Source organism: Spirillospora sp. NPDC049024 (assembly GCF_040649235.1).
Taxonomy (GTDB): Bacteria; Actinomycetota; Actinomycetes; order Streptosporangiales; family Streptosporangiaceae; genus Spirillospora.
Window position 1 is genome coordinate 64351 of the sequence record NZ_JBEZFD010000004.1, and the last position, 23216, is coordinate 87566.

Annotated in this window: 18 protein-coding genes; 10 read left to right on the forward strand and 8 right to left on the reverse strand. The window is 66.4% G+C overall.

What is annotated here, in order from left to right:
• The first annotated feature begins 226 nt into the window (after positions 1-226).
• The 4 genes from AB0C21_RS08395 (at position 227) to AB0C21_RS08410 (ending at position 5544) form a co-directional block, all read left to right on the forward strand.
• Positions 227-1222 carry a hypothetical protein gene (locus AB0C21_RS08395; RefSeq protein WP_500203382.1) on the forward strand — a complete coding sequence of 332 codons (996 nt, stop codon included), beginning with the start codon at positions 227-229 and terminating at the stop codon, positions 1220-1222.
• Positions 1223-1362: 140 nt separating this feature from the next.
• Positions 1363-2004: an SIMPL domain-containing protein gene (locus tag AB0C21_RS08400; protein ID WP_500203383.1), complete on the forward strand. Its 642-nt coding sequence runs from the start codon at positions 1363-1365 to the stop codon at positions 2002-2004.
• A 103-nt stretch (positions 2005-2107) separates the two neighbouring features.
• Positions 2108-4252 carry a hypothetical protein gene (locus AB0C21_RS08405; RefSeq protein WP_500203384.1) on the forward strand — a complete coding sequence of 715 codons (2145 nt, stop codon included), beginning with the start codon at positions 2108-2110 and terminating at the stop codon, positions 4250-4252.
• 596 nt (positions 4253-4848) lie between these two features.
• Positions 4849-5544: an HAD family hydrolase gene (locus AB0C21_RS08410; protein WP_500203385.1), complete on the forward strand. Its 696-nt coding sequence runs from the start codon at positions 4849-4851 to the stop codon at positions 5542-5544.
• A gap of 54 nt (positions 5545-5598) precedes the next feature.
• Here the strand turns inward: AB0C21_RS08410 and AB0C21_RS08415 are convergent, their stop codons facing one another.
• The 3 genes from AB0C21_RS08415 to AB0C21_RS08425 are packed head-to-tail and all read right to left on the reverse strand — an operon-like array spanning position 5599 to position 9239.
• Positions 5599-7458, reverse strand: a complete 1860-nt coding sequence (locus AB0C21_RS08415) for a 5'-methylthioadenosine/S-adenosylhomocysteine nucleosidase family protein (RefSeq protein ID WP_500203386.1) — start codon at positions 7456-7458, stop codon at positions 5599-5601.
• 24 nt (positions 7459-7482) lie between these two features.
• Positions 7483-7917, reverse strand: a complete 435-nt coding sequence (locus tag AB0C21_RS08420) for a DUF7768 domain-containing protein (protein ID WP_500203388.1) — start codon at positions 7915-7917, stop codon at positions 7483-7485.
• Entirely contained in the window at positions 7914-9239 is a 1326-nt protein-coding gene (locus tag AB0C21_RS08425) for an FAD-dependent oxidoreductase (RefSeq protein WP_500203389.1), read from the reverse strand. Before AB0C21_RS08425 ends, AB0C21_RS08420 begins: the two co-directional genes overlap by 4 nt.
• 1258 nt (positions 9240-10497) lie before the next feature.
• Between AB0C21_RS08425 and AB0C21_RS08430 the strand changes: the two genes are divergently transcribed.
• Entirely contained in the window at positions 10498-11037 is a 540-nt protein-coding gene (locus AB0C21_RS08430) for a hypothetical protein (protein ID WP_500203390.1), read from the forward strand.
• A 547-nt stretch (positions 11038-11584) separates the two neighbouring features.
• Here AB0C21_RS08430 and AB0C21_RS08435 read toward each other — a convergent pair.
• Positions 11585-11983, reverse strand: a complete 399-nt coding sequence (locus AB0C21_RS08435) for an ATP-binding protein (RefSeq protein ID WP_500203391.1) — start codon at positions 11981-11983, stop codon at positions 11585-11587.
• Between the two features lie 137 nt (positions 11984-12120).
• On the opposite strand from AB0C21_RS08435, the gene AB0C21_RS08440 reads away from it, so the two are divergent.
• From AB0C21_RS08440 to AB0C21_RS08455, 4 genes are all read left to right on the forward strand, one after another.
• Positions 12121-12930 (forward strand): helix-turn-helix domain-containing protein, encoded by an 810-nt coding sequence (locus AB0C21_RS08440; RefSeq protein ID WP_500203392.1) that lies wholly within the window; start codon positions 12121-12123, stop codon positions 12928-12930.
• Positions 12921-13235, forward strand: coding sequence for a DUF397 domain-containing protein (locus AB0C21_RS08445; protein ID WP_500203393.1), 315 nt, complete (start codon positions 12921-12923; stop codon positions 13233-13235). The genes AB0C21_RS08440 and AB0C21_RS08445 overlap by 10 nt, the downstream gene beginning before the upstream one ends.
• 309 nt (positions 13236-13544) lie before the next feature.
• Positions 13545-14102, forward strand: a complete 558-nt coding sequence (locus AB0C21_RS08450; protein ID WP_500203394.1) for a dihydrofolate reductase family protein — start codon at positions 13545-13547, stop codon at positions 14100-14102.
• Positions 14103-14238: 136 nt separating this feature from the next.
• Positions 14239-16398 (forward strand): hypothetical protein, encoded by a 2160-nt coding sequence (locus AB0C21_RS08455; RefSeq protein ID WP_500203395.1) that lies wholly within the window; start codon positions 14239-14241, stop codon positions 16396-16398.
• A 47-nt stretch (positions 16399-16445) separates the two neighbouring features.
• Here AB0C21_RS08455 and AB0C21_RS08460 read toward each other — a convergent pair whose 3' ends face one another.
• The 4 genes from AB0C21_RS08460 to AB0C21_RS08475 are packed head-to-tail and all read right to left on the reverse strand — an operon-like array spanning position 16446 to position 21322.
• Positions 16446-18062, reverse strand: a complete 1617-nt coding sequence (locus tag AB0C21_RS08460; protein ID WP_500203396.1) for an AMP-binding protein — start codon at positions 18060-18062, stop codon at positions 16446-16448.
• Complete coding sequence (locus tag AB0C21_RS08465) at positions 18059-19030, reverse strand: phosphotriesterase family protein (RefSeq protein WP_500203397.1); 972 nt, start codon at positions 19028-19030, stop codon at positions 18059-18061. The genes AB0C21_RS08460 and AB0C21_RS08465 overlap by 4 nt, the downstream gene beginning before the upstream one ends.
• A gap of 19 nt (positions 19031-19049) precedes the next feature.
• Positions 19050-20534: an aldehyde dehydrogenase family protein gene (locus tag AB0C21_RS08470; RefSeq protein WP_500203398.1), complete on the reverse strand. Its 1485-nt coding sequence runs from the start codon at positions 20532-20534 to the stop codon at positions 19050-19052.
• 20 nt (positions 20535-20554) lie between these two features.
• Complete coding sequence (locus tag AB0C21_RS08475; protein ID WP_500203399.1) at positions 20555-21322, reverse strand: alpha/beta fold hydrolase; 768 nt, start codon at positions 21320-21322, stop codon at positions 20555-20557.
• Between the two features lie 156 nt (positions 21323-21478).
• Here AB0C21_RS08475 and AB0C21_RS08480 point away from each other — a divergent pair, with 156 nt between their 5' ends.
• Positions 21479-23215, forward strand: a complete 1737-nt coding sequence (locus AB0C21_RS08480; protein WP_500203400.1) for an acetolactate synthase catalytic subunit — start codon at positions 21479-21481, stop codon at positions 23213-23215.
• Position 23216: the final 1 nt, after the last annotated feature.

The following is a 23216-nucleotide window of genomic DNA, read 5'->3' on the forward strand; positions in this document are numbered from 1 at the left end:
GTGGCGATGAGCGGGCGGATCGGGGGCGGGTGCCGCAGTGGTCGGCGCGGGCGCCCGCACGCCTCGCTGGCGTATCGGGCCATGTCCCCCCTGCGGGGAGCAAAACGACGGGGGCGTCGGACATCATCGGGGGCCATGGAGAGCCTCACGCTGGATCGCCGCTTCCGCCCTTGCCGTTATGGCGTCGGCCATTCCCAGCCGGCAACCGCCGGCTAGGGTCGGGGGCGTGTATTTCGTGTGCCGGTGGCGCGAGGAATCGCCGTTCAGCAAGCGGGTGGTCACGGTGCCCGACGCCACTGTGCTCGATTGGTTCCGCCGCGGCTGGAACTGCGACGACCCGGAAGCATGGATCGAGAGCGAGTTGGGCGGCGACGTCTACGGCCTCGACACGATCTTCGATGAGGCCCGGAAGCGGGACCTGCCCCAGCCGCGGAGCGTCGACGAACTGCGCGAGCTGCTGCACGGGTACCTGTGGGTGGAGGGTGATGATGACGACGACTTCATCCGGCTCGGCGAGCATGCCCTGAGAGTGCGTACCGATGACGACGAGGTGGACCTCGCCTACTACTTCGTCACCGGCGAGGCCGCCGCCGCCTCACCCGAGCGGCTCGCGTTCCTGCTGCACGACACTTGGCCGCTGCCCACCGATGCCGTCGCGTCCGGTGCGGCCTTCGATCCTCGCGTACCGGCCCGTACCGTCCGGCTTGCCCCGCCCGGGCCCGAGTCGGTCTTCTCGGTCCGCCTGTGCTGGGAATCGCCCGACCACGGTCGGAACCTGGAGCAGCCCGCCCTGGTCTTCCCAGGGCTGACCTTGCCGGACCTCGCCGCACGATTGCGGGGCGCGGACGGTGCCGACGCCGTCGGCTGGTCGTACGACGCCCGGCTGCTGCGGGCCCTGGTCGCTCCCGGGGAAGAGGGCATCGGCCCGGCGATGGAACGCTATGCCCGGCTGGGCGGATACGCCCCGTCGCCCGCCGGCATCGACCGCGCGCTCACCCACGAGGCCGCCCACCGCGAAACGCTCGACATGCCCGGCCCGGCGCGGCCCGCCGAATCCCTGGTCCGGGTGGAGCCGCACATCGCGCAGGTCGCCCGGTACATCGACGACTTCTTCGGGTTCGATCAGTGGTTCGTCTTCGACACCCGCTGGGCGACGGCCCACCCCGACCTGGCCAGCTCGCTGCTGCGCTACGCCGCCTCCTGGGACCCATACGAGCTCTAGGAACTCTCCCCCGGGTTTCCCGGATCGGACGACCGAGGAGGATCGCGGTCGGTGTGTGCACCGCCTGTGAACGTGTCCGTTCTTGGACAATGATCTTCGTCGGGCCACGGCGCGAAGGGTGCGCTGCTTAGATCACGGGCATGCAGATGATCGAACGTCCGTGGGGCGTGACCGCCTACGGGGCATCGAGCGTGAAGGCGATGCCGGACCTCGTGCGGGCCAGGTTCATGGTGACCCGGGTAAAGCCGACGCCGTCCGAGGCGTTCGCCGCGGCCAGCGAGGCTGTGCAAGCGGTGCGGCAGACGCTGCGGCAGCATGGGATATCGGACGCGGCCGTCGAGCGGTCGCGGCTCGACTTGAAGAGTTCATGGAGCTACGGCGGGTCGGAACGCAAGTTCGTCGGCTACGAGTGCCAGGCCTCGTTCGCCGTCGAGTCCCGTGCTCTTGACGATGTCCAGCCCCTGCTCGTCGATCTGGTCGCGGCGGGCGCCAATCAGATAGACGCGGTCGACTTCGATGTGTCCGGCAAGGGCGAGTTGCGCGCGGAGGCTCGTCGGCAGGCGGTCGGTGCTGCCCGGCGCAAGGCCGAGTTGTTCGCCGAGGCCGCAGGAGTGCGGTTGGGGGCCGTCCTGCACATCGACGACGTCGATCCGGAGCAGATCGGGTCCGGGCGGTATCACGGGCACGGCTCGGGCGGCGAGGCGTCCCCCGAGGATCTTGCGCCCGGACATGTCGTGGTGTCCGCCGCGGTCATCCTGGGGTTCTCCATCAACCACGACTGACCAGCCGCGGGTCCGGCGCGCGGCGTCACGGGTGAGCGGAAAATGTGGGGACATGTTCCGGGCGGTTCTGCCAGCCTGGCTTGATGATCATGGAGTGGGTCCGGTGAGCGGCGGGGAGAGGTCGCGGCTCGGGGAGTTCAGCGCCAGGCTGGAAAGTGATGACGTGGACGTCGTCCGGGAGGCTCTGGACGACTACCAGTCGGCGCAGGCTGACACCAGGTGGGGTGTGGACAATCCTTACTGGCCGCTGGCCGGCGAGGTGCGCTTCGCAGCCCGGGACCTCCTCGCACAGCCCCCGTCCGGTCGCAGCCACGCGAGCGCTCTGACCGCGTTGTGGCATCTCGCGGAGGCGGAGGACGCGGACTTGATCGCCGACGCCCTCGAAGGCGCCCCGGACGACGAGGGGCGGGAGATGGCGCTTCTCGCGGCCGGCACCGCCCTTGCGGCGGGCGAGGAGCCGAACCGGCGGCTGCTGGCGCTGGTCACCGCCAGAGTGCTGGACGAGGGTCTCGATGTGCGGGATCGCAGGGAGGCCATGGGCGCCTTGGACGATCTCGATCTCCCGGAGGTCGATGACCTCCTTGTCCGCCTCAGTGAGTCGCCCGAACTCGACCTCCAGGTGTACGCGGCCGGGTGTCTTGCGACGCCTCTGCGTCTTCGTGTCCACCGGGACCGCGTCCGGCGGCTCGTGGAGTCCTGGCCGGAGGACGCGGGCTGGGAGGCCGCTTACACGCGCGAAGCGATCAAGGGCTTCCACAGCACCTACTGGAAAGACTCCGAGCTGGACGATCCGGTCCTGCGGAAGGCCCATGACGAGCTGATGTTCCCGCTCTCCGACGACGGGTGTCTGAGGGCATTCACCACCCTGCTTCGGAGTGACGACCCGGTCGCCGTTGGCATCGCGCTGGACCATTACGAGTCCTGGGAAGGGCTGCGCCGCGTCCTGGAGGACGAGGAACGTGCCGAGGCCCACCTGCCCGAGGTGCTGGCCCGCGCACGTGAGGTGCTCCGGGGGCCGATGACTCCCGCCGAGGTGAGCGCCCTGAACATGATCGGAGCGCAGCACGCCGAGCCCGGCGACGCCGACCTCCTACTGGACGTTCTCAGGCGCACCGACTCGGACGAGGTGCGCGGGAAGGCCGTCTGGGTGGCCTACGGCGTGCTCGACGAGGCCGAGGTGAAGGACGAGAGGCTCGTCGGCGCCCTCGGCGGCCTGGTCTTCGACCCGTCCCTCGGCTTCTCCCTGACGAAGGAGACGGCCATCCGCGTCCTGGCCGAAAGCCTCGGCGCGGGTGCGGACGACATTCTCCTGCGGGCGCTCCGCGAGGGCGAGCCGAAGGTGCAGGCCCACGCGTCCTACTTCCTGGTCAGGACGGGAGGTCTCGACCGGCATCGCGCCCTCCTGGAGGAGGTGGCCGAGAGCTGGGGCGACCGGCCTCCCCAGCGCCCCTGGGGCCAGGACCCCATCGAGCTGATCTTCGGCAGGCCGCACAGCGTCCACTGGGAAGGGCACCGGCTGACAGACCCGGTCCTGTATCGCGCCCACAGGCGGCTGAGGGCTCCCACGGTGGACGAGTCCTATCACCAGGCGCTTCGGACGCTGCTCGAAAGCGGCGACGAGGCGGCCGTGGGCATCGCCCTTGACCACTGGTCGAGCCCTGACGGCGCCGTGGAGCGGGGCGGTGAGGTAGCGCGCGAGCCGGAACGGGCACTCGTCTTGGACCGCATCCGGGAGGTGACGTTGCAGCCTCCCTCCTCGGGCGAGCCCAGTGATGGGTACGGGTACGAGGCCAAGTACCTGAGCGCACTGTCAGCGCTGGACGTCGTGGCGGCGGAAGAGTTGTCCCTGCTGGCCGAGGTCGTGGAGGCCGGAACGAACGACCACGTTCGCAGCCGGGCTCTCGATGCGGTGGAGGCGGTGTTCAAGGACGCGGAGGAGGCCGACCCCCGGCTTGTCGAGGCGCTCGGGAATGTCGCCTGCGACGAGAAGGTGCCGTTGCACGACCGCGTCAGGGCACTGGAACTGCTGGACGAGTCTCCGGGCACCAACTCCGTGGACGCGCTCGTCCGGGCGACGCGCTGCGCTGAAGTGGAGGTTCAAGCCGCGGCGGCCTGGGGGTTGATGTGGGAAGAGGTCATCGAGGACCACCGCGCGATGCTTGAGGAACTGAGCGCGAACTGGCCCGTGGAGGACGCCCCATGGGAGGTCACGCGGGTCCGGGCCATGCTCAACGCCGCCAAAGAGTGAGGCGCCCTCCCCACACTGCGAGTCCAGACCACGGCGGGGAACTATCGTTGACTCCTTCGGAGGGCTGGCTAGGCAGCGGGCTGTGCCATTGGCGACACGTTGAGCGGTGCAAGCACCTCCGGCGGCGTCCCTGACGTCATCGCCCCCCGCCTCGGCCCCAGCGCTCCCGAACTGGTCGGAGAGGGTGATCCCGGCAGCGCCGTGCAGAGCCCGGCGTTCCCCGACGCCAGAACACCCCCAATAACGTGAGCACGGCGGTGAGTCGCGCAGCATCACCGTCCCGAGGAACGCCGCGCGGACGCGACCGTCCCGTGACCTGCGGACTGAGGTTCTAATTTCCTCAGTACTAAGGCTTCATTCCGCACAGCCGTCCGGGTGGTCGGTAAAGTGACACCCGTCGACGGCTCCACCTTTGGACGTCACTAGGCACAAATTCCGATCGAGACTGAGCGGCTGCAGTTACGAGAGTCGCATCCAGTTAGGCTCCGTCCCTTCAGATAGTCTGCGTCTCGACACAAGAAGAAATCTGATACAACAACCCAAACTCGAACGATAGTGACATAACCTACCAACTCCCGGACACTGAAGGCGAATAAGTGCATGAGGTGGTGGGAACCGCCGGTCCAAGCTACCATCGAGACACAGTCAATTACACCGGTGATGCGGAGCCTGCTGTGTTGCATGTATTTGACATGGATGGCACTCTCCTGCCCAAGACTTCGGCGAATATCGAAATCGCTCGGCATACCGGCACACTTGAGGCAGTATTGTCGCTTGAAAACGCGTTCGCCTTGGGTCAGATCGACACCTGGGATTTCGCCCGCGGAGTATTTGACCTTTGGGGAATCGTTCACCCAGAGACAGTGCGCAACGTTTACCGCATGGCACCCAAGCTGCGACATGTACGGAAAACTGTTGACAAGATACACGAGAACGGCGGACGAGCCATCGTCATCACCATGTCACCAGATTTCTTTGCGGACCACTTTTTGGAACTCGGATTCGACGCCGTGGTCGCCTCAAAGTTTCCGCGCGACCACGCCGAGCCATTGCTTCTTGAGCAGATCCTTACCCCACGAGACAAACCAGCACTCGCATGGCACTACTGTGACTATTTTGGATTTGCCCAGAATTCGATCGTAGCCTATGGCGACTCACGGTCCGATCGTCCACTGTTTGAGGTGGCTCAGCAGTCGATCGCAATCAATGCGGACCACCATGTGCGTTCGATTGCCACACACATATACGACGGCGATAGTCTGTGGGACGCCTACGAGTTGGCAAACGAGTGACTAATCTGCGCCCCAGAGGCTTGATAGAGGAAGTGTAGTCCTCGCCTGTTCAACTTAGCTTCCGGGATTAGATGCCACTAGTCCACCGAGCGAAATCATGTGGTGGACAAAATTCGCCGCGGCCCTGCCCGCCAAGGCCTGCCTTCGCTCCTTTTGGTACCGCTTCCTTCCATCTGCCCAGTCGCATATGCCCTTGACCACGATCCAGTCCACCTTTCGGCGGTGTGCAGCCGCGTAGAGTCCCACACCCTCCATCTCACCACCTATCGCCTCGCCCTGGCTGAGGGCGAAAAGCTCATCGCGGTAATCGATATCATCGACGAGTTTCTCACCGGAAAGCAGAAGCCCGAATCGCACTCTTGCCGAGTGCCAGTCGAGGGAGGCGCTTCGGCAACGACCTAGAAGACGGGGTGAGGCGCCTACACGATCCCCGCGGACAACGATGTCGGTACCCGACGAAGATCTACCGCGGCGCTGGAGTTCATATCCGAGAATCTGCGCCGACACCAATACATCACCGATCTGCTGCTTCCCGCGGTCGACACCGAACGCGATCCCGGCCATGATGACCGCACCAGGCTGTAGAGCGGCAATGCCGTCATTTATAGTCAGCGTGGCCCCCTGAGGGCCTCCGCTTCCCATCTCACACTGTACAAGAAAGACACGGGCGCCACCTGCAGTGTTCAGATCTAAATAGGTATTCTCCCCGATGAACCGCCGACCCAGCCTTTCCCGATCCACGATCTTGAAAGCATCTAGAACTGCTTCAGTCTCCACCTGGGTAGCAGTGACCAGGAGGATGTCCACTCTATCGTTCATGACTTCTTTTCGATTGATCGTAACGGCCAGCTCGAACTGGGGGTGGTTCATCATTCGAGCAACCATGCTCTCCAGGGCGATGACGGCCTCCTCGACACCAGGTCCGCCGCGCCGGTCCACCATGTGATGGCGTTCGGCCGAGCCATGCTGAAGAGCACGTATAACCGCGGACATACGGCTGCGGCGAGCAAAATGAGAGGCTGCGGCCATGCCGTCCTCGGCAGTGAGCACTTGGTCCAATGTTCGCAATAACAGGCGAATCAGACTAGTCAGTCGATAATGCGCCCCCACATCCCGTGACGCGAGAATGAGATCCCAATTCTCGGCAAAAGAGCTCCACGGTCGAGCGATATATTCGCGTAGCCCCGCACTGCCAAGCAGGGATGCAAGTAGCGGAATGTCACACAAGGGGAATTCCCGAGACAGCCGAGCATCAAAGAAGCCGAGACCAGCTATTCCGGTGGGCACGTCACCGTTCGCGAACTCCAGATAGTGTTGGCAGTAAGCTAAGGAGATCTCCCGGCGAACAACCTCTTCGGCAGCTATACGCGAGTCCAATGCGGACACATGCCGTTCGAAGTACGAGAACGTGAGAGCTTGGGAATCGCGTTCGTTGAGCGCCCTGAGTGTAACGGCCATCGCCGCGCGCTCTACCTCGGTCCGGGAGCGGGGGGTGCTGACCGACCAAGCAGTGAGCTTGTCTGTCAGGTCCTCGGTGGTGTCGGTCTCCTTGTGAATCGATGGGGAGATGGCGCGGAGATTATTGATACCCGCCTCGAAGTACAGGGGGTACCGCCGCGCATCGTGGCGATAGAGTCGCTGTCTGGATTCATAGAAAGCCTCGACGGTGCTCGTGTAACTGACCGGGTGAAGCGCCCCAGCCTCGGACGCTGCAGTGAGAAGCCTACGTGAATCGACCGAGAGGCCGGTATTCTCCCAGATCAGCGAAATGCCACAGTATAGCGGCGCGGATGTCCCCAGCATGAGGACCTTCAGCGCATATTCCATGGTCGCGTGAGTTAAGGAGAAGTCAACCGCGTCTCCCAATTCTCGATCCAGGAAATTGAGGTAGAGCGGCCGCTCGGTTTTGATCACGTGCGGTCCAGGGTCCAGTATGAATCAGCGCCTTTGGGTCAACAGTGATGCCTCGATCGCGCGCCGTCCTTCGGATTCGGTGAACCCAACGGACTTGAGCGCGCCCCGCTCGAACCTCACGTCGCCGACCTCGATCTCTTTGATGTCTTCCCGCCGCGTTCCGATGGTGAAGTAGCGGACGGGCTTACCCAGGTCGGTGGCATACTGAATCTCGAACAGGACGCCGTTCGAGACCTCGCCGAACACCCACGTCTCATCGGCGATTCGTACGACGTTGTTGTTCCCACGACGGACCAGGTCGCGCTCAACTCGGTCGCCCAGAAAATAGTCAAACAAACGGAAGGGATTCAATGGAACACATTGCTTCCGCAATACGTATTCACAGATCGTGTCACGACAGAAGAAGCTTAGCTTCGAATGCGCAGTATAGATGATTGGCAGCGTCTCGACAACACTCACTTTCCACTCTCTTCATTGTGCGAATCGGCTACAGCGTCCACTATTTGATTACTTACAAAGAAGCCGCTTACAAGTGCGGCTGTTATTCCGCGGAACAGTCCAGCCCCATCACCGGGAACCCATATCGGATATGACCCTAACTGCAGGTTTTTAGAGACGTTGGGATAGAACCCGACTCCTTCAATGGCGGGTCCAACCAGCATCGCGTCCGTGAATGCCCGGTCACCGTACCGTCCGGCAAGCCGCCGCAGCCCTTCATGAAGCCGCATCGAGACTCCCTCTCCGAACAACTGGGCAATGGGGCCCGGGGCACGGCCCGTGCCTTCCATCATGAAGTCGCCATAGGGCTCGCGTACGACCGCGCTGGCCGCCTGGACCAGGGTGGTGATCAGCGGCCAGACCCTGCCCGCCTCTATCGCGTCCTCTAGGCGCAGATTAAAGCCGATACTCGAACGCCCAGTTGGGGCACAGTCGGCCCGTCCCGACACGGTGGTCCATCGATCGAACTGGGTAGTGACGATTTCACCATCGCGGCAACAGCAGAACGTACGCCACGAGTACGCCCCATGGCCGCTCTTGGCGATCAATTTCGGGTCGAGGGCGGGATCATTACGAAGAAAAAAGGTCTCCTTTGACTGCTCGATACGAAAACCTAACTCAACCCGACGAAAGACGTGTTCCGTCACAGCGCCTGGCAGTTCTAGAGATATCGGCCCGAACCGGCCCATCGCCAGAACGAGATGGCGAGGAGTCACTGCGACGATGCGTCCCTCACCGCCGGCTTGCATCTCAACGATGAGGCGTCTCATCCCATCCCGCTGGACGCGAATCACCTTGGTGTTCAGCACTAATTGGCAATCGCTGGATGCGAGAAGTTTTTTGATCAGGTGCCGACGTTCTTCAAGTGATGCGTAGAAGGAAGGGTACCGCTTGATATGGAGGGACGTTTCCGCGTTGCCGACCGGCCCCCGGGCATCCTGAGGAGACAGCGGAACGTCCATTCCAATAGTTGCCAGCAACTTCTCTGTTTTCTTATATGCGACGGAAAGTGTTCCGGCAGGTTGGAGAGACCAGAGATGCGTCGCGGAGGGATAGAAGGAGAACTTGCCGTCCGAGTAGAGGCCGGCGCCGCCGACCCCCGATGCGAGATCTGACGATCTCTCTGCATAACGCAGGTTGAGTTGTCTTCCCTGGTCCACTATGACCACGCTGAGGCCGGTCGATGATAGGCCCGATGCCGCGGCCAGGCCGCTGGGGCCTGCCCCAACAATCAACACGTCCGGACGCCGATTGACGCGCTCTTGCTCGATCACTTTCGCCATGTCATCTCCCAGCGTGGCGAGTAGATCGCGATGACAGCAGGAGAGAACCACCCAAAGCAACCAGGGGGCATCCGGCTCCCGATCACACGCCCTACGCCTCCGGTTTAGGAGAGCGTACCCCTAAGCACCCAACCAAATCATGCAGGCTTTCGTACAGCATTGCCACGATGCAGCCCACCACTGGCCCGTATTGGCCAATGGCCAAGTGATTCACACGAAGTTCCTAGATCACCGATCTTGCCTCCTGAGGCGGGCTCGTTGGCGCAGCCGGCCGCATGACCTGGCATCTCGCTCGACGGAAGTCGCCGGTCAGGACTCCCGTGTGGGATCACGGCCCCGCCCTGATCGAGAATGACGCGTCCGCGGAGGCTGCCCCAGGCCCCTGGGCGATCATGGCCAGGAGTCGTTGGTCGCGAATCGCGATCTCGTCCAGCAGCCGGTGCAGCGACGGACCGCGGTCCAGCGTCCGGTCCGGCGGAGAAGGTAATGCGGACCGACTTCGCTTTGCTCGGTCGGGAGGAGGTGTACGGGTCCGGATCCACGGACAACGCCTGCAGCACGACAATAACCTTTTTCGGCCTCACATTGGAGTCGATTTCGGTCAGCACGTCCTCCGGCTTTCACTGAAGCGTCGTCAGTGGTATTCCTCACCTCAGCCGATCTGTGTTATGGCTATTATTGAATGAGTGGGGGCTTAATGGAGTCGGGAGCCTACGTCGATCTCAGTAGTAGGGCGCTCCTCCGTGAGGCGGGCGGGAAGAAGGAGGAGCATCACCACCCCCCTCCGTCACAGTCGTTATCCTGGGACGAGGCTCGTAAGGTGCGTCCCTGCCATCTCCCAGCAGACATCTCCGACCTTGTCGCCCGAGAGCGCTACCTGAACCACTTGAGGGAGGTGGCGGACACACCGGCTCACGCTAGCTCCGCAACCGTGATCATTTCCTTATCGGCGGCGTTTCCTGAGGTGGAGAAACCACACTGGCCGTGCACCGGGGTGCCGACCACTTTCGGAGAGAGGTCCGGGCACTCCATGGGCTCGGCGAGTGCCTCGACCGCAATGCAGATCGGCAGGGGGCCTCGCCAGTCAGAAGCGCGCGGTGCATACCTTCGAGGAGGCCGGTCGCTCCGAGGCCGAAGGCATCCACACTCTGAGCGTTGCAGCGGTTCCTGACACACCATGGTGACGGCGGGGTCGTCCGGCACCGCTGCCCCACGATGCGTTCCGTTCCCCAGTCCCGGTAGCGGTGAGAGGTTCTCGGTGGCACAGATCGACGACATGACGAGCGCCAGGCTGATGACCACGGAATACGAACGGATCAAGGAGGAGCAGAAGACGAGGATCGGCTTCCGCGACAACCTCATCTACGCGACGCTCGCTTCGATGGCGGCGGTGATATCGGCGACGCTCTCCGCTCATGACACGGCCTACCTGCTTCTCCTGCCGCCCGTCTCGGTGGTGCTCGGCTGGACGTACCTTGTCAATGACGAGAAGATCTCGTCCATCGGCCGGTACGTGCGCACGGAACTGGCACCTCGGCTGATGGAGGCCACAGGGGAGTCGGCGCCGGTCTTCGGCTGGGAGAGCGCACATCGCAGTGACCGTTACCGGATCTCCCGCAAGTACAGCCAGCTGATCGTGGACCTGGTGACGTTCTGCCTCGCGCCGTCCGTCGCGTTTGCGATCTTCTGGTCGTCCTCCTCGGTGACGGCCTTGCTCATGGTGGCCTCGATCGCCGAAGCGGTATTCGTCGGCGGGCTGCTCGTCCAAATTGTCCTGTACGCCGACCTCAAAATGTGACTACCCGCATCCGCTCGTGGACACGGCCGCAGCCCGTAGCCACGCCGGTGGTCCACTCGGTAGCGGGGCGTTCGGGCGCGGCCTGTCAGTGCACCTGCCACGATGTTCCTTCAACCTGGCAGTCGGTGGATGTGGCACCCTCCGTCAGGCACCTCCTTGACGGCGCTCCGGATGCCATGTTCCCGCGCACCACGAGGCCGTCGAGCGACCGCGCGCTGGAATCCCATCGCTAGACCGCCCACTGCCGCACCGATCTCGGCCAGAACACCGTCGCGATCGACCAGTCTCGCCGCCTCCTCGACAAGTCACCGCCGACAGCGAACTCGCCCTCGGCATCCCCCACAGCATCGGCATACTCCTGCTCTCGGCGGGCGACCTGACCGCCGCCGAGAACCTCTTCGACTCCCTTACCAGGAGCAACTCGTAGTCACCGGAGCCGGGTGACGAACGCACTCGTGAGATCGCCGAACTCTCCATCCGCATTCGCCTCTCCACGTGCCCACAGCTCTCCCGTCACGGTCGGGGGTGGCCGCCCCTCCGCTGGTCTTTATGAGGGGTCTAGGACTGCGAAGACGACTTTGCCGGCGTTGTTGGACAGGGGGCGGATGCCCCAGCAGCGTGCGAACTGGTCAACGATGAACAGGCCGCGGCCCGCTTCGCTGATCGTGTCCGTCTCCTGCATGCGCGGCAGGTCGTATGTCGCGTCCTGGACCTCCAGCCACAGTGCGCCGTCGTCGGTGCGGCCGATGCGGAAGGTCACGTCGTCGTTAGACGCGGAGGCGTAGCGCAGAGCGTTGGTGACCAGTTCGCTCGCCACCAGGCACGGGACGAAGTCGTCCATGTCCCACTGGCCGGTGACCAGACGCACGAACCGCCGCACCTCGGCGACGACCTTGAGGTCGTTCTTCACCACCAACTCGTTCTCGTGACGCGCCGCCTCGCCCATGATCCTTCTCCTCACTGTGTGTGTTCTAAAGCACACAGTGAGCTATTTTCGGGCTATGATTTGCCTACCGCTGCAAGGTGGCAGCCAGCGGTAGACCCAACGCTCAACTCGACAGATGCCGTTGAGAGGCAGGAGTCATGCCCCCACGCCGCCAACGCCCCCGAGAGTCCCCCGCCCTAGTCGCATTCGGCCGTCAGATGCGACGGTTACGGGAGGCCAAGGACGTCAAACAAGAGACCATCGCTCATCTGACCAAGGTGAGCGGCCCCCAGGTCAGCCGCATCGAGAACGGAAAGAAGCGCGCCACGCGATCGTTCGTCGTGGCCGTGGACGAGTACCTGGAAGCGGACGGCTCTCTCATCAGTTTGTGGGAGGACCTCAATAAGGACGGGCACCCGGTACCGATCTGGTTCGACTGGCCCCAGGTCGAGGCAGACGCGGCCATGCTCGTCTGCTACGAGCACTCAGTGATCCCCGGTCTGGCGCAAACCCTGGCCTACGCCCTGGCGATCCTCCATGAGAATCAGGAGGCCGCTGACGCACGGCTCCAGCGGCAGGCCATCCTCACTCCGGAGGGCGAAACGGCCTCGCCAACCCTCGTCCTTCTCATCGATGAACAGGTACTTCATCGTGCCGTCGGCACCCCCGAGACCATGAAGGAACAACTGGAGCACCTGATCGCTATGAGCCGGTTGCCCAATGTCACGCTTCAAGTAGTCTTGGGAAGCGGCGAACATGACGGCAACATGGGGGCTTTCGTGGTCGCGACGATGGAAGATCGCAGCGAGGTCGCGTACATCGAGACAGCGATCCGCGGCATCACGACGGACAACCCGGCCGAACTATCCACTCTGGCGCGCACCCTGGTCGACCTCCGTTCACGGGCACTCACGCAACCGATGTCGCGTGACCTGATCGAAAGGGTCATCCGAGAAAAATGGACCTGAGAGACGTCGCCTGGCGCAAGAGCAGCTACAGCGGCTCCAATGGCGGCAACTGCATCGAGCTGGCAGAGATCACATGGCGCAAAAGCAGCCGCAGCGGTGAGAACGGCGGCAACTGCGTCGAGGTGACGGGGCTCCCATGGCGCAAAGGCAGCCACAGTGGCGAGAACGGCGGGGACTGCGTCGAGATGGCGGGCGCGGCCGGGGTGGTGGCGGTGCGGGACAGTAAGGACCCGGATGGGCCCGTCCTGCTGGTGAGCCGCGCGGCGCTGCGCACTGCCGTCCTGTCCGCCTCGGGCACGCACTGAGCGTCCCGCATCGACCACCAGTGGCCCGGCTGCCGGTGGCTGTTGGTCCGCCGCAACCACCGCGCCGGTGAACTGGCGTTCTACCGCTGCTACGCCCCCGCGCCTTGGCCATGCTCTAGGCCAGCACCTGCGGAATTCCTACGCCACCGTCGTTGATGCAACCGTCAGAGGTGTCGAGGCCTGGCGTGCGATGAGTTTTGGCGGGACCGGCGGTCTGAGTGCGGGAGTGGTCAGCCACTGACCACGAGCGGATCGGGCGGTGGACGCCGAAGCCGTCCCGGCGCGGGAAGAAGCACATGGAGGCACCGGATGCGGAAGTTGATTCTGGCTTTCTACGTCTCACTCGACGGTAAGAGCGCTGACGGGGACAACGGAATAAGGGACGTCATGATGAGCATCGACGATCCCGAGCAGGAGAAGTACTTCGTCAGCCGGCTATGGGAGGCCGGGGCCTTCCTCATGGGCCGCAACACCTACGAGATCATGGCCGGATACTGGCCCGGCTCCGACCACCCCTCCGCCCAGGCCATGAACGAGATTCCCAAGGTCGTGTTCTCCCGCACCCTGAAGTCCGCCGACGACTGGCCCGAGACCCGGATCGCCGGCGGTGACACGGCGGAAGAGATCGCCAAGCTCAAGGCCGAGCCCGGCAAGGACCTCGTCGCCACAGGCGGCACCGCGTTCATGCACTCCCTGATCAAACTCGGTGTGGTCGACGAGTACCGGCTGTGGGTGCTGCCCGCCGCCACCGGCAAGGGCGCACCGCTGTTCCCCGAGTTGGATCGGCCCGCGAACCTGCGCTTGCTGAAGAGCACGGCCTTCCCGTCCGGCGTCCTCGAACTGGTGTATGCGGCAGCCGACAAGTAGGGCTTGTGAGGACCCCCGGAGATCCTGCGGGGTGCATCGTCCGGGCGCTCGATCTTCCTGGCCCGCCGTGTGATCCTGGATTCGCGGATGTGCCGTCCGGCTCGGGGCCCCGACGGCGGTCTGGACGGGAGCGGGGATGAGCGGAGAACGCGAGGTCGACTGGGCCGCGAAAAGGTACAGCATCGAGAACCTCGAATGGCTCGCCTTCCTCCGAGTCCTGATCGGCGTCTGGCTGCTGATGATCTGTACCTTCGCCGTCGTCGGCACGGCCGGGGAAGGCGCGGCCACCCGGCGCGCGGCGAGGGGCGAGGGGGTTCCGGGCCTGTTCACCGCGCAAACTCAGAGGTGCGGACGAGGTGGATGTTCCTGGAACGGCACGTTCGTGAGCAACAGCCTCCCTGGGTACACCATCGAGGATGTTGAACTGAGAGGGGTCGGCGGCCGTACCGTTTACGCCAACAACACGTTTCCCGCCCGCGACGTCGGTTCAGTGTGGTTTGTCCAACTGGAGGGCGGGTCGCCGGAGTGGGGGATTCCCATCGGCATCGGGTTCCTCGCCGCCGCCACCGGAGGCATCGGGGTGGGGTTGAACGCCGCGGTGCTGTCGGGCGTTCACGGAACACGGGCTTCTCGCGCGGCGCGCAGACGGCAGGCGAGGGCACGTGGGAGGTCCGCGCTGCGCGACCTCGTCGACCGGGACCGGTGGGGCTGGTCGGCGCGGCCCGGCTCCTCCAGGGTCAGGGTGAAGATGGCCAGGTCCAGGGGCCGGACCCTGGCCGGGGCGGTCGGCCTTCTGTCACTGGTGGCGTCGCTGCTGCTGTTCGGCCTGATCTGGGTCTCGGTCAACAGGGAGATCACCTGGGCCGAGTGGGTCGCGGCCTCGTGGGCGCCGCTCTTCGCGGTCGCCCTCGTGGGCGTCGCGATCCAGACGCTCCGGCTGATGCTGGTCAGGCCCCGGATGTGGGTGACCGACGATGAGATCGTCATCTGGGACGCGGTGCTGCTGTGGAAGGTGCTGCGGATCCCGCGCACCGCGATCGCGGCGGTCCGCTACGGCGACGAGCCGCTGCGGCGGCAGGTCAAGGGGGGCGTGGCCCAACTGACGCCGTTCCGGGAAGAACTCAACCTCGTCCTGCGGATGCGGGACGACATCTCTCTTCCCGCGCGCCGGCTGCGGTGGGGGAACTGGTTCTGGATCGTGTTGATCCTGAAGGATCTGGACCCGCGGAGGGGCATGCCTCAACGGGGGCGTCCGGTCCGCCGGTTGTGCCTCCGGGTGAAGGAGCCGCGCAGGGTGGCCACCGACCTCGACCGCTGGCTGGGGCATGGTGAGACGCTCCCGCCGTCGGAGTTCGCGTCGGTCGATCACGCCCATTACGGCACGGTCCGCACGCACCGCGGCGCCGGCGATGCACGCGTCAAGGTCAGGGGCCCGCTTCCCGAGCCGGTGCTGGCCGAGTTCGTGAACGAGGGAGCGGGAACGCTGCGGGCCTGGCTTCGACGTACCGAGTTCGGCCGGGGGACCCCGGTCATGGCGTGCGGTCCCGGCTCCCCGCCCGCCATGACCGTCCTGGACGACCGGCTGGTATCCGACAAAGCGCTCACGAAGAGGGTCCTGTACGTGGAGTCCGAGGGGCGGTGGACCGTCACGATCAGCGGACCGGAACGCGCTCGCGGGTTCACCGCCTCTGTCACGGGCAGCGGACCCGACGTGCTCAGCTACCAGGGCCCGGCTGGAATCGCCGTCGTGTCATGCCCAGACGGGCAGTTCCACCAGGTCCACCTGCACGGGCCGAACCTGGACGCGCTCCACGGCAGCGATCCCGTCGTGTCCGCCGCCGCGTTCAACCCGGTGCCGGAGGACGACCCCCCGCCCAGTTGGAGTACGTTCGCTGTCCCGACGCAGGCAGTACTACGAGTGAGAACCGCCGGGGCGCACTGGCGGATCGACGTGACGCCCCTAGAACAGGCAGACGTTGACGCCCCCGCCCAAGCCGCGGAACAGGACGCCACCACGGTGCCGCCCACCGGCCGCGTCCGGCCGTTCGAGCACTCGACAGCGGGTGACCGGACCGCAGTGGTGCGCTACCTGGGACCTCCGGGACCTGTGCTGTTTCGCAGCGGGGACGCCTTCGGCCTCCTGGAACTCGACGCCACCCTGACCCCGATCCGGACGCTCGCCTCCCCGGACGGCGACACGGAGATCCAACTCCGCTCCCAAACGCTCCTCCAGGTCACCGGAGGCCACGGCACCTGGTCCCTGGAAGAGACGCACAACCTCCACCCGTCGCACTGACCCGCCGAGCACGGCGCCTCCAGTGGACCGGGCGGTGCGACATCGCCCTAGGCGTGGCCGGTGGGGAGGGCTGCCAGGTGTTCCTCGCGGAGGGCCACTTTCTGGATCTTTCCGGACGCGGTCTGCGGGAGTTCGGTTCGGAAGTGCCAGCTGCGCGGGACCTTGTAGGAGGCCAGCCGGGCGCGGCAGAAGGCGTCCAGGTCGGCTTCGGTGAGGCGTGCTCCTTCGGCCGCCACCACGAAGGCGGCGACGGTTTCGCCCCATTCGGCGTCCGGTAGTCCGATCACCGTGACCAGGCTGATTCCGGGGTGGGTGTAGAGGACGTCTTCGATCTCGCGCGGGAAGATGTTCTCCCCGCCACGGATGATCATGTCTTTGAGGCGGCCCTGGATCGTGACGAGGCCCGACGCGTCCATGGTCCCCAGGTCGCCGGTGTGCAGCCAGCCGTCGGCGTCGATGGCCTCGGCGGTCGCGGCGGGGTCGTCGAAGTACTCGGTCATCACGCAGATGCCGCGGGTGCAGATCTCACCGATCTCCCCGACCCCGGCCACCTCGCCGGAGCCGGCCCTGACGATCTTGACCTCGGTTCCCGGCAGCGGCCGTCCCACGGTGGAGAGGGTCTCCGCGTCCTGGTCCTCGGCGGCGGTGTGGGTGATGTACGGAGACGCCTCCGTCTGGCCGTACCCGATGCCGACCTCGACGCCGAGGTCACGCTGGGCGCGCAGGACCAGATCGATCGGGACGGGCGCGCCTCCGAGCGTGGTCAGCCGCCAGCTCGACACGTCGCGCGGCCTGCCGGCCTGGCGTTCGAGCATGCGGATCAGCATGGTCGGCACGCTCAGCATGACGGTCCCCCGCTCGGCCTCGAACAGGTCGAGCATGAGGTCGGCGTCGAACCCGGCGGGGAGCACGTGGCGGCCGCCGGTCTGGAGGGCGCCTAGCGTCACCAGCCCGCACCCCGCGGTGTGGAAAAGGGGCATCGGGTTGACCCAGACATCGGTCGGACGTGCGCCGATGACGGTCGCGTACCGCCGGCCGTTGGCGACGAGCCCGCGGTGGCTGAGCAGCGCTCCCTTCGGACGTCCGGTGGTCCCCGAGGTGTACTGGATCTGGGCGGGGTCCTCCGGCGCGACGTGCGGCAGGCCGTCGCGTGCGCTGCTCTCGGCGGCCCGGAGCTCGTCCCAGCCCCCGAGTGAGATCACCTCACGGACCGGTGTGCCGTCCCGCACGGCCTCGGCCATCGGCAGCAGTTCGGCGGATCGGTACCGCGGCTGGACGACGATGCCCGCCGCGCGGGACTGCTCCAGCACGTACGCCAGTTCCGCCTCCCGGAAGGCGGGGTTCACCGTGACCAGGGTCAGTCCCGCGAGCGCGGCGCCGAATTCGAGCTGAATCCACTCCGGGCGGTTCCCGGCCCACACCGCCAGCCGTTCGCCGGGGTCGAACCGCCGGAGCAGGGCGTGGGCGACGCGGACGGAATCGTCCAGCAGTTCTTCGAAGGTCCAGCGGCGCGCGGGCTCTCCCACGACGCCCTCGACGAGTGCCGTGCGATCCGTCCATCGTGAGGCGGCGCTGGTCAGGGCGTCGCCGATGGTGCCGTCCGCGTGGCCCTGGTCCGGGTCCGCGTGCCAGTGGGCGGCGGACAGTTCTTCTGCCGTGGTCATGCCTTCGTCCCCTCGAAGTACCGGCGCGGGTTGTCCACGAGGATGATCTCGATGGTGCGGTCGTCGACTCCCGCCTCACGCAGTGCGGGAATGACTTCCATGGAGATGAGGCGGTAGTTCCACTTCTCCCCCAGTTGAGGGCGTTCCTCCACCGTGACGAAGTCGATGAAGCAGGACGCGTCGTGCGAGACGACGATGCTCTCCGCGTAGCCGCGCCGGACGAGGCCCACGAGGGTGTCGATCCGCTGCTGGAGCGGCAGGAACGCGTCCAGCCCGAAACGGTCGAGGCCCAGCAGCGAGCCGGCGTCCGCCAGCCGGGACAGGTAGTCCAGATCGGTGCTGTCGCCCGCATGGCCGATCACCACCCGGCTCAGGTCGGCGCCCTCTTCGGCGAGGACGCGCTGCGCGACCAGTCCGGATTCGGAACCGGCGTGCGTGTGGACGGTGATCGGCGCACCGGTCTCGACGGCCGCCCGCGCGACCGCCCTCATCGTGCGCTCCACGCCGGGTGTGAGGCCCTGGGCGTCGATGGCGCACTTGAGGGTCGCGGCGCGCACCCCCGTGTCGCCGATGCCCTCCGTCAGGTCCTTGACGAACAGCTCGGTCAGCGGTTCCTCGGTGTCGATGAGCAGGCCCGGCCCGCGGCTGAGGAACTGGTGCGGAAGGTCGTTGAACGTGTAGAGCCCGGTCGCGACGACGATGTTCAGGTTCGTCCGCTCGGCGATGCGCTGGATGCGCGGGATGTACCGGCCGAGCCCCAGGACCGTGGGGTCGATGATGGTGTCGATGCCGAGGGACTTGAGTTCGTTCAGGTCGCTTACCGCCTGCTCGACCTTCTCGTCCTCGTCCCAGTCGTCCTGGTAGTTCTGCCGGTACTCCTCACCGAGGACGAAGACGTGCTCGTGGACGAGCGTCCGGCCGAGCGCACCGGAGTCGACGGGCCCCGCGACTGTCTGGATGTCGGTCATGTTCGTCAGCCCTCGGATCTCACAGCGCCACGACGACGGACTTGGTTTCGAGGTACTGCTCCAGGACGGCGTCGCCCTTCTCCCGGCCCCAGCCGCTCTGCTTGTAACCGCCGAAGGGAAGCTCGGAGCCGAAGACGTGGTACGTGTTGACGTGCACGGTTCCGGCCTTCAGCCGCTTGGCCAGCCGGTGCGCCTTCGACAGGTCGCGCGTCCACACCCCGGCCGCGAGGCCGTAGATGGTGTCGTTGGCCTGGGCCGCCAGATCGTCGATGTCGCTGAACGGCAGCGCCGTGACGACCGGCCCGAAGATCTCCTCCCGGACGATCGGGTGGTCGCGGTCGGGCCGCGCGATCACACTCGGCTGGACGTAGTACCCGTCGCGGTCCAGCGCGCTGCCGCCGGTCAGCGTCCGGCCTCCCGAGTCCTTGCTCAGGTCGAGGTACCGGCGGACCCGGTCGAAGTGCTCCGCGGACACCAGGGGACCCATGTCGGTGTCCGGATCGAGGCCGTAGCCCACCCGGATGCCGCTGGCGTGTTCGGCGAGGCCTTCCACGACCCGGTCGAACTGGGACTCGTGGACGTAGAGGCGGCTGCCGGCCGAGCACACCTCGCCCTGGTTGTAGAAGATCGCCAGCGCGGCTCCCGCGATCGCGGCGTCGGCGTCCGCGTCGTCCAGGACGATGTTCGGCGACTTGCCGCCCAGCTCCAGCGACACCCGCTTGAGGTTGCCCGCCGCGGCGCGCACGATGCTGCGGCCGACCTCCGTTGAACCGGTGAACGCGATCTTGTCGACGCCGTCGTGGGCGGCCAGGTGCGCCCCGGCCCGTTCGCCGAATCCCGGCACGATGTTGACCACGCCCGGCGGGACGCCCGCCTCGTTGAGGAGTTCACCGATCCGCAGGGCGGTCAGCGGCGTCTGCTCGGCGGGTTTCAGGACGACCGTGTTGCCGGTGGCCAGCGCCGGGGCGAGCTTCCACGCGGCCATGAGGATCGGAACGTTCCAGGGGATGATCTGCCCGGCGACGCCCAGCGGTTCACGGGTCGTGTAGGCGTGGAACTCCTGGCCCGGCATGTAGGGGACGGACGGCGTGACCGTCGTCCCGGTGATCCGGCGGGCCGCGCCGGCCATGTACCAGAACATGTCGGCGGCGAGGGGGATCTCGACGCCGAGGGCCGCGGAGGCCGGCTTCCCGCTGTCGAGCGACTCCAGTTCCGCGAGCTCCTCGGCGTGCTCGGCGATCAGGTCGCCGACGCGGTGCACGATGCGGCCCCGCTCGCTGGGCGACATGGCCGCCCACGGGCCGTCCGCGGCGCGGCGGGCGGCCGCCACCGCGCGGTCGACGTCCCGCTCCGACGCCTCCGCCACCTCGCCGAGGACCTTTCCGGTGCCCGGATCGATCGTCTCGAAGGTCCGCCCGTCGAGGGCGTCGACGAACTCGCCGTCGATGAACAGCCCGTGCCGCCGGGCGAGGAAGTCCGCCGTGAGCCTGGGGGGAGTGGTCATGTGTCCTTCTCCGTTCCGCACTAGGCGAGGAAGTCGAGGATGCGGGGGATGACGGCGTCCGGGTCCTCGATGCAAGGGCTGTGGCCGGCGGTCTTGATGCGCCAGAGTTCGGCGTCGGGGATCGCCTCGAACATCTCGTCGGACCAGGCGGGCGGGCGGGCCTGGTCCTGGGTGCCGGAGATGATGAGCGTCCGCGCGGTGATCCGAGGCAGCAGGTCGAGCGCGCTCTCGCGTTCGACGACGCCCCGCGCGGCGTGGGCGAGCCGGGGAGAGAGCTCGCCGAGGCGCTCGGTCCACGTCTGGTGGATGTCAGAGCGCGCCGGGTCGTTGAGGACGGTCTGCGCGAACAGGATGCCCTTGACGAACTCGACGAGTTCCGGGGTGAACCCCTCCTGCTCGAACCTGTCGACGAACGCGCCGAAGAGTTCGCGGTTCTCGTCGGTCTCGGCTCCCGCTGACGAGCCCATCAGCACCAGCCTGTCGACCAGTTCGGGGCGGCGGGCCGCCATGCGGACCGCGACGTCGCCGCCCATCGACTGCCCGACGATCGACAGCGAGTCCAGGCCGAGCCGGTCGACGAGGGCGAGCATGTCGTCGGTGCACTGATCCATGGTCACGGTCGCGTCGGCCTCGTCCACGCGGCCCGCCTGGCCGGGGAACTCGGGCGCGACGAACCGGAACCGCCCGGCCCCGGCGGCGACGAGGCCGTCGAAGGCGCGCGGGTCGAGGAAGAGCGAGTGCAGGCAGAGCACGGGGCTCAGCTGCGGTTCACCAGTGTCGATGGTCATGGGGACCTCCAGATCTTTCCTGCTCAGAGAGCCGAGGCGCGCTCACGGTCCCGAGAGTATGAGCCACCTCACAGGTGCGTCAATATGTGAAGAGGATTGCAAATATTGAAAGATTCAGTATTTGACGTCTGATTCAGAGTTTGCAACGGTACGGACATGACCACAGTCGCTGACGTCATCGCAGGTGCACTGGCCCGTCACGGGGTCGGGACGATCCTTGGCCAGAGCAATCCGACCGAGCTGATGCTCGCCGCCGAGCGCATCGGCATCCGCCAGATCCTGTACCGGACCGAGAACGCCGGCGGCGCGATGGCCGACGGGTTCGCCAGGATCTCCGGCCGCGTCGGGGTGGTGGCGGCCCAGAACGGCCCCGCCGCGACCCTGCTCGTCGCCCCGATGGGGGAAGCCCTCAAGGCCTCGGTGCCGATGCTCGTGCTGGTGCAGGAGGTGCCGTCAGGCAGTCGCGACCGCAACGCGTTCCAGGAGATGGACCACTTCGCGCTGTTCGCGAGCGTCTCGAAGTGGACGCGGCGCATCGACGACCCCGCACGCGTGGAGGACGCCGTCGACCAGGCGTTCACCATGGCCAACAGCGGACGGCCCGGGCCGGTCGTCCTGCTCGTCCCCAAGGACGTCCTCGGGAAGCCGGCCGTGCCCGGACGGTTCCCGCGCACCGCCGATCTCGGGGCGTTCCCGCTCGACCGTCCCCGGCCGGACGCCGCCGCGGTGGCGAGCGCGGCCCGGCTGATCGCGGAGGCGCGGTCCCCGCTGGTCGTCGCGGGCGGCGGCGTGCACGGCTCGGGTGCGGTGGCCGAACTGCGCGCGCTGCAGGAGACCGCCCACCTGCCCGTGGTCACGACGAACATGGGCAAGGGCGCCGTGGACGAGTCGGGTCCGCTGTCGCTCGGGGTCGCCGCCAACGTCACCGGCGAGCGCGGGCCCGCGCACTTCCACCTCGACCTGATCGGCGGAGCCGACGTCGTCCTGCTGGTCGGTACCCGGACGAACGAGAACGGCACCGAGAGCTGGACGCTGACCTCCCCCGACGCCACCTACGTCCACATCGACGTCGACCCGCTCGAAGTGGGGCGCAACTACGAGTCCGTACGCCTGCTCGGTGATGCCCGGGCCGCGCTCCAGGACCTCACGGCCGCCCTGGCGGAAACCGATCTCACCCTGCGCGCCTCGCGTTCGGAGGAGCTCAAGGCCGCCATCGCCGCCGGGCGCCGGCAGCACTTCGAGGTCGTCGCCCCGCTGCTGGAATCCGACGCGACCCCCATCGCGCCGGAGCGCCTCTTCGCCGAGATCGACCGGCTGCTGGACCCCGACGACATCGTGGTCACCGACGCCAGCTACTCCTCGTTCTGGGTCGCCAGTTACCTCCTGGCCAAGCGGCCCGGGCAGCGCTTCCTCATGCCGCGCGGGCTGGCCGGGCTCGGCTGGGGGCTGCCCCTGGCCCTGGGAGCGAAGATCGCGGCGCCCGCTCGGCGTGTCATCGCCGTCGTCGGCGACGGCGGATTCGCACACGTCTGGTCCGAGCTGGAGACCGCGCTGCGGGAGCGCCTTCCGGTGACCGTGGTGGTGCTCAACAACTCGGTACTGGGAGCCCAGCGGCATGCCGAGAACGCCGTGTTCGGCGAGACGACGACCGGCGTGGAGTTCGAGCCCGTCGACCACGCCGCCGTCGCGACCGCCGCGGGGGCCACGGGGATCACGGTCGACGGTCCGGACGGCATCGCCCCCGCACTGCGGAAGGCGATGGAATCCGACCGCGTCACGGTCCTGGACGTGATCGTCGACCCGGACGCCTATCCGCCCGTCCGGTCGTTCGACGCGTTCGCCGACCGTCTCAACGCCCCGCTGCACCGGGCCCGCACCCACCAGGCGAGCTGAT

Coding starts and splice junctions, on each gene's coding strand:
- AB0C21_RS08400 (WP_500203383.1), top strand. CDS start 1,363: ATGCAGATGATCGAACGTCCGTGGGGCGTGACCGCCTACGGGGCATCG.
- AB0C21_RS08425 (WP_500203389.1), bottom strand. CDS start 9,239: ATGGCGAAAGTGATCGAGCAAGAGCGCGTCAATCGGCGTCCGGACGTG.
- AB0C21_RS08435 (WP_500203391.1), bottom strand. CDS start 11,983: ATGGGCGAGGCGGCGCGTCACGAGAACGAGTTGGTGGTGAAGAACGAC.
- AB0C21_RS08440 (WP_500203392.1), top strand. CDS start 12,121: ATGCCCCCACGCCGCCAACGCCCCCGAGAGTCCCCCGCCCTAGTCGCA.
- AB0C21_RS08445 (WP_500203393.1), top strand. CDS start 12,921: ATGGACCTGAGAGACGTCGCCTGGCGCAAGAGCAGCTACAGCGGCTCC.
- AB0C21_RS08450 (WP_500203394.1), top strand. CDS start 13,545: ATGCGGAAGTTGATTCTGGCTTTCTACGTCTCACTCGACGGTAAGAGC.
- AB0C21_RS08455 (WP_500203395.1), top strand. CDS start 14,239: ATGAGCGGAGAACGCGAGGTCGACTGGGCCGCGAAAAGGTACAGCATC.
- AB0C21_RS08460 (WP_500203396.1), bottom strand. CDS start 18,062: ATGACCACGGCAGAAGAACTGTCCGCCGCCCACTGGCACGCGGACCCG.
- AB0C21_RS08465 (WP_500203397.1), bottom strand. CDS start 19,030: ATGACCGACATCCAGACAGTCGCGGGGCCCGTCGACTCCGGTGCGCTC.
- AB0C21_RS08470 (WP_500203398.1), bottom strand. CDS start 20,534: ATGACCACTCCCCCCAGGCTCACGGCGGACTTCCTCGCCCGGCGGCAC.
- AB0C21_RS08475 (WP_500203399.1), bottom strand. CDS start 21,322: ATGACCATCGACACTGGTGAACCGCAGCTGAGCCCCGTGCTCTGCCTG.
- AB0C21_RS08480 (WP_500203400.1), top strand. CDS start 21,479: ATGACCACAGTCGCTGACGTCATCGCAGGTGCACTGGCCCGTCACGGG.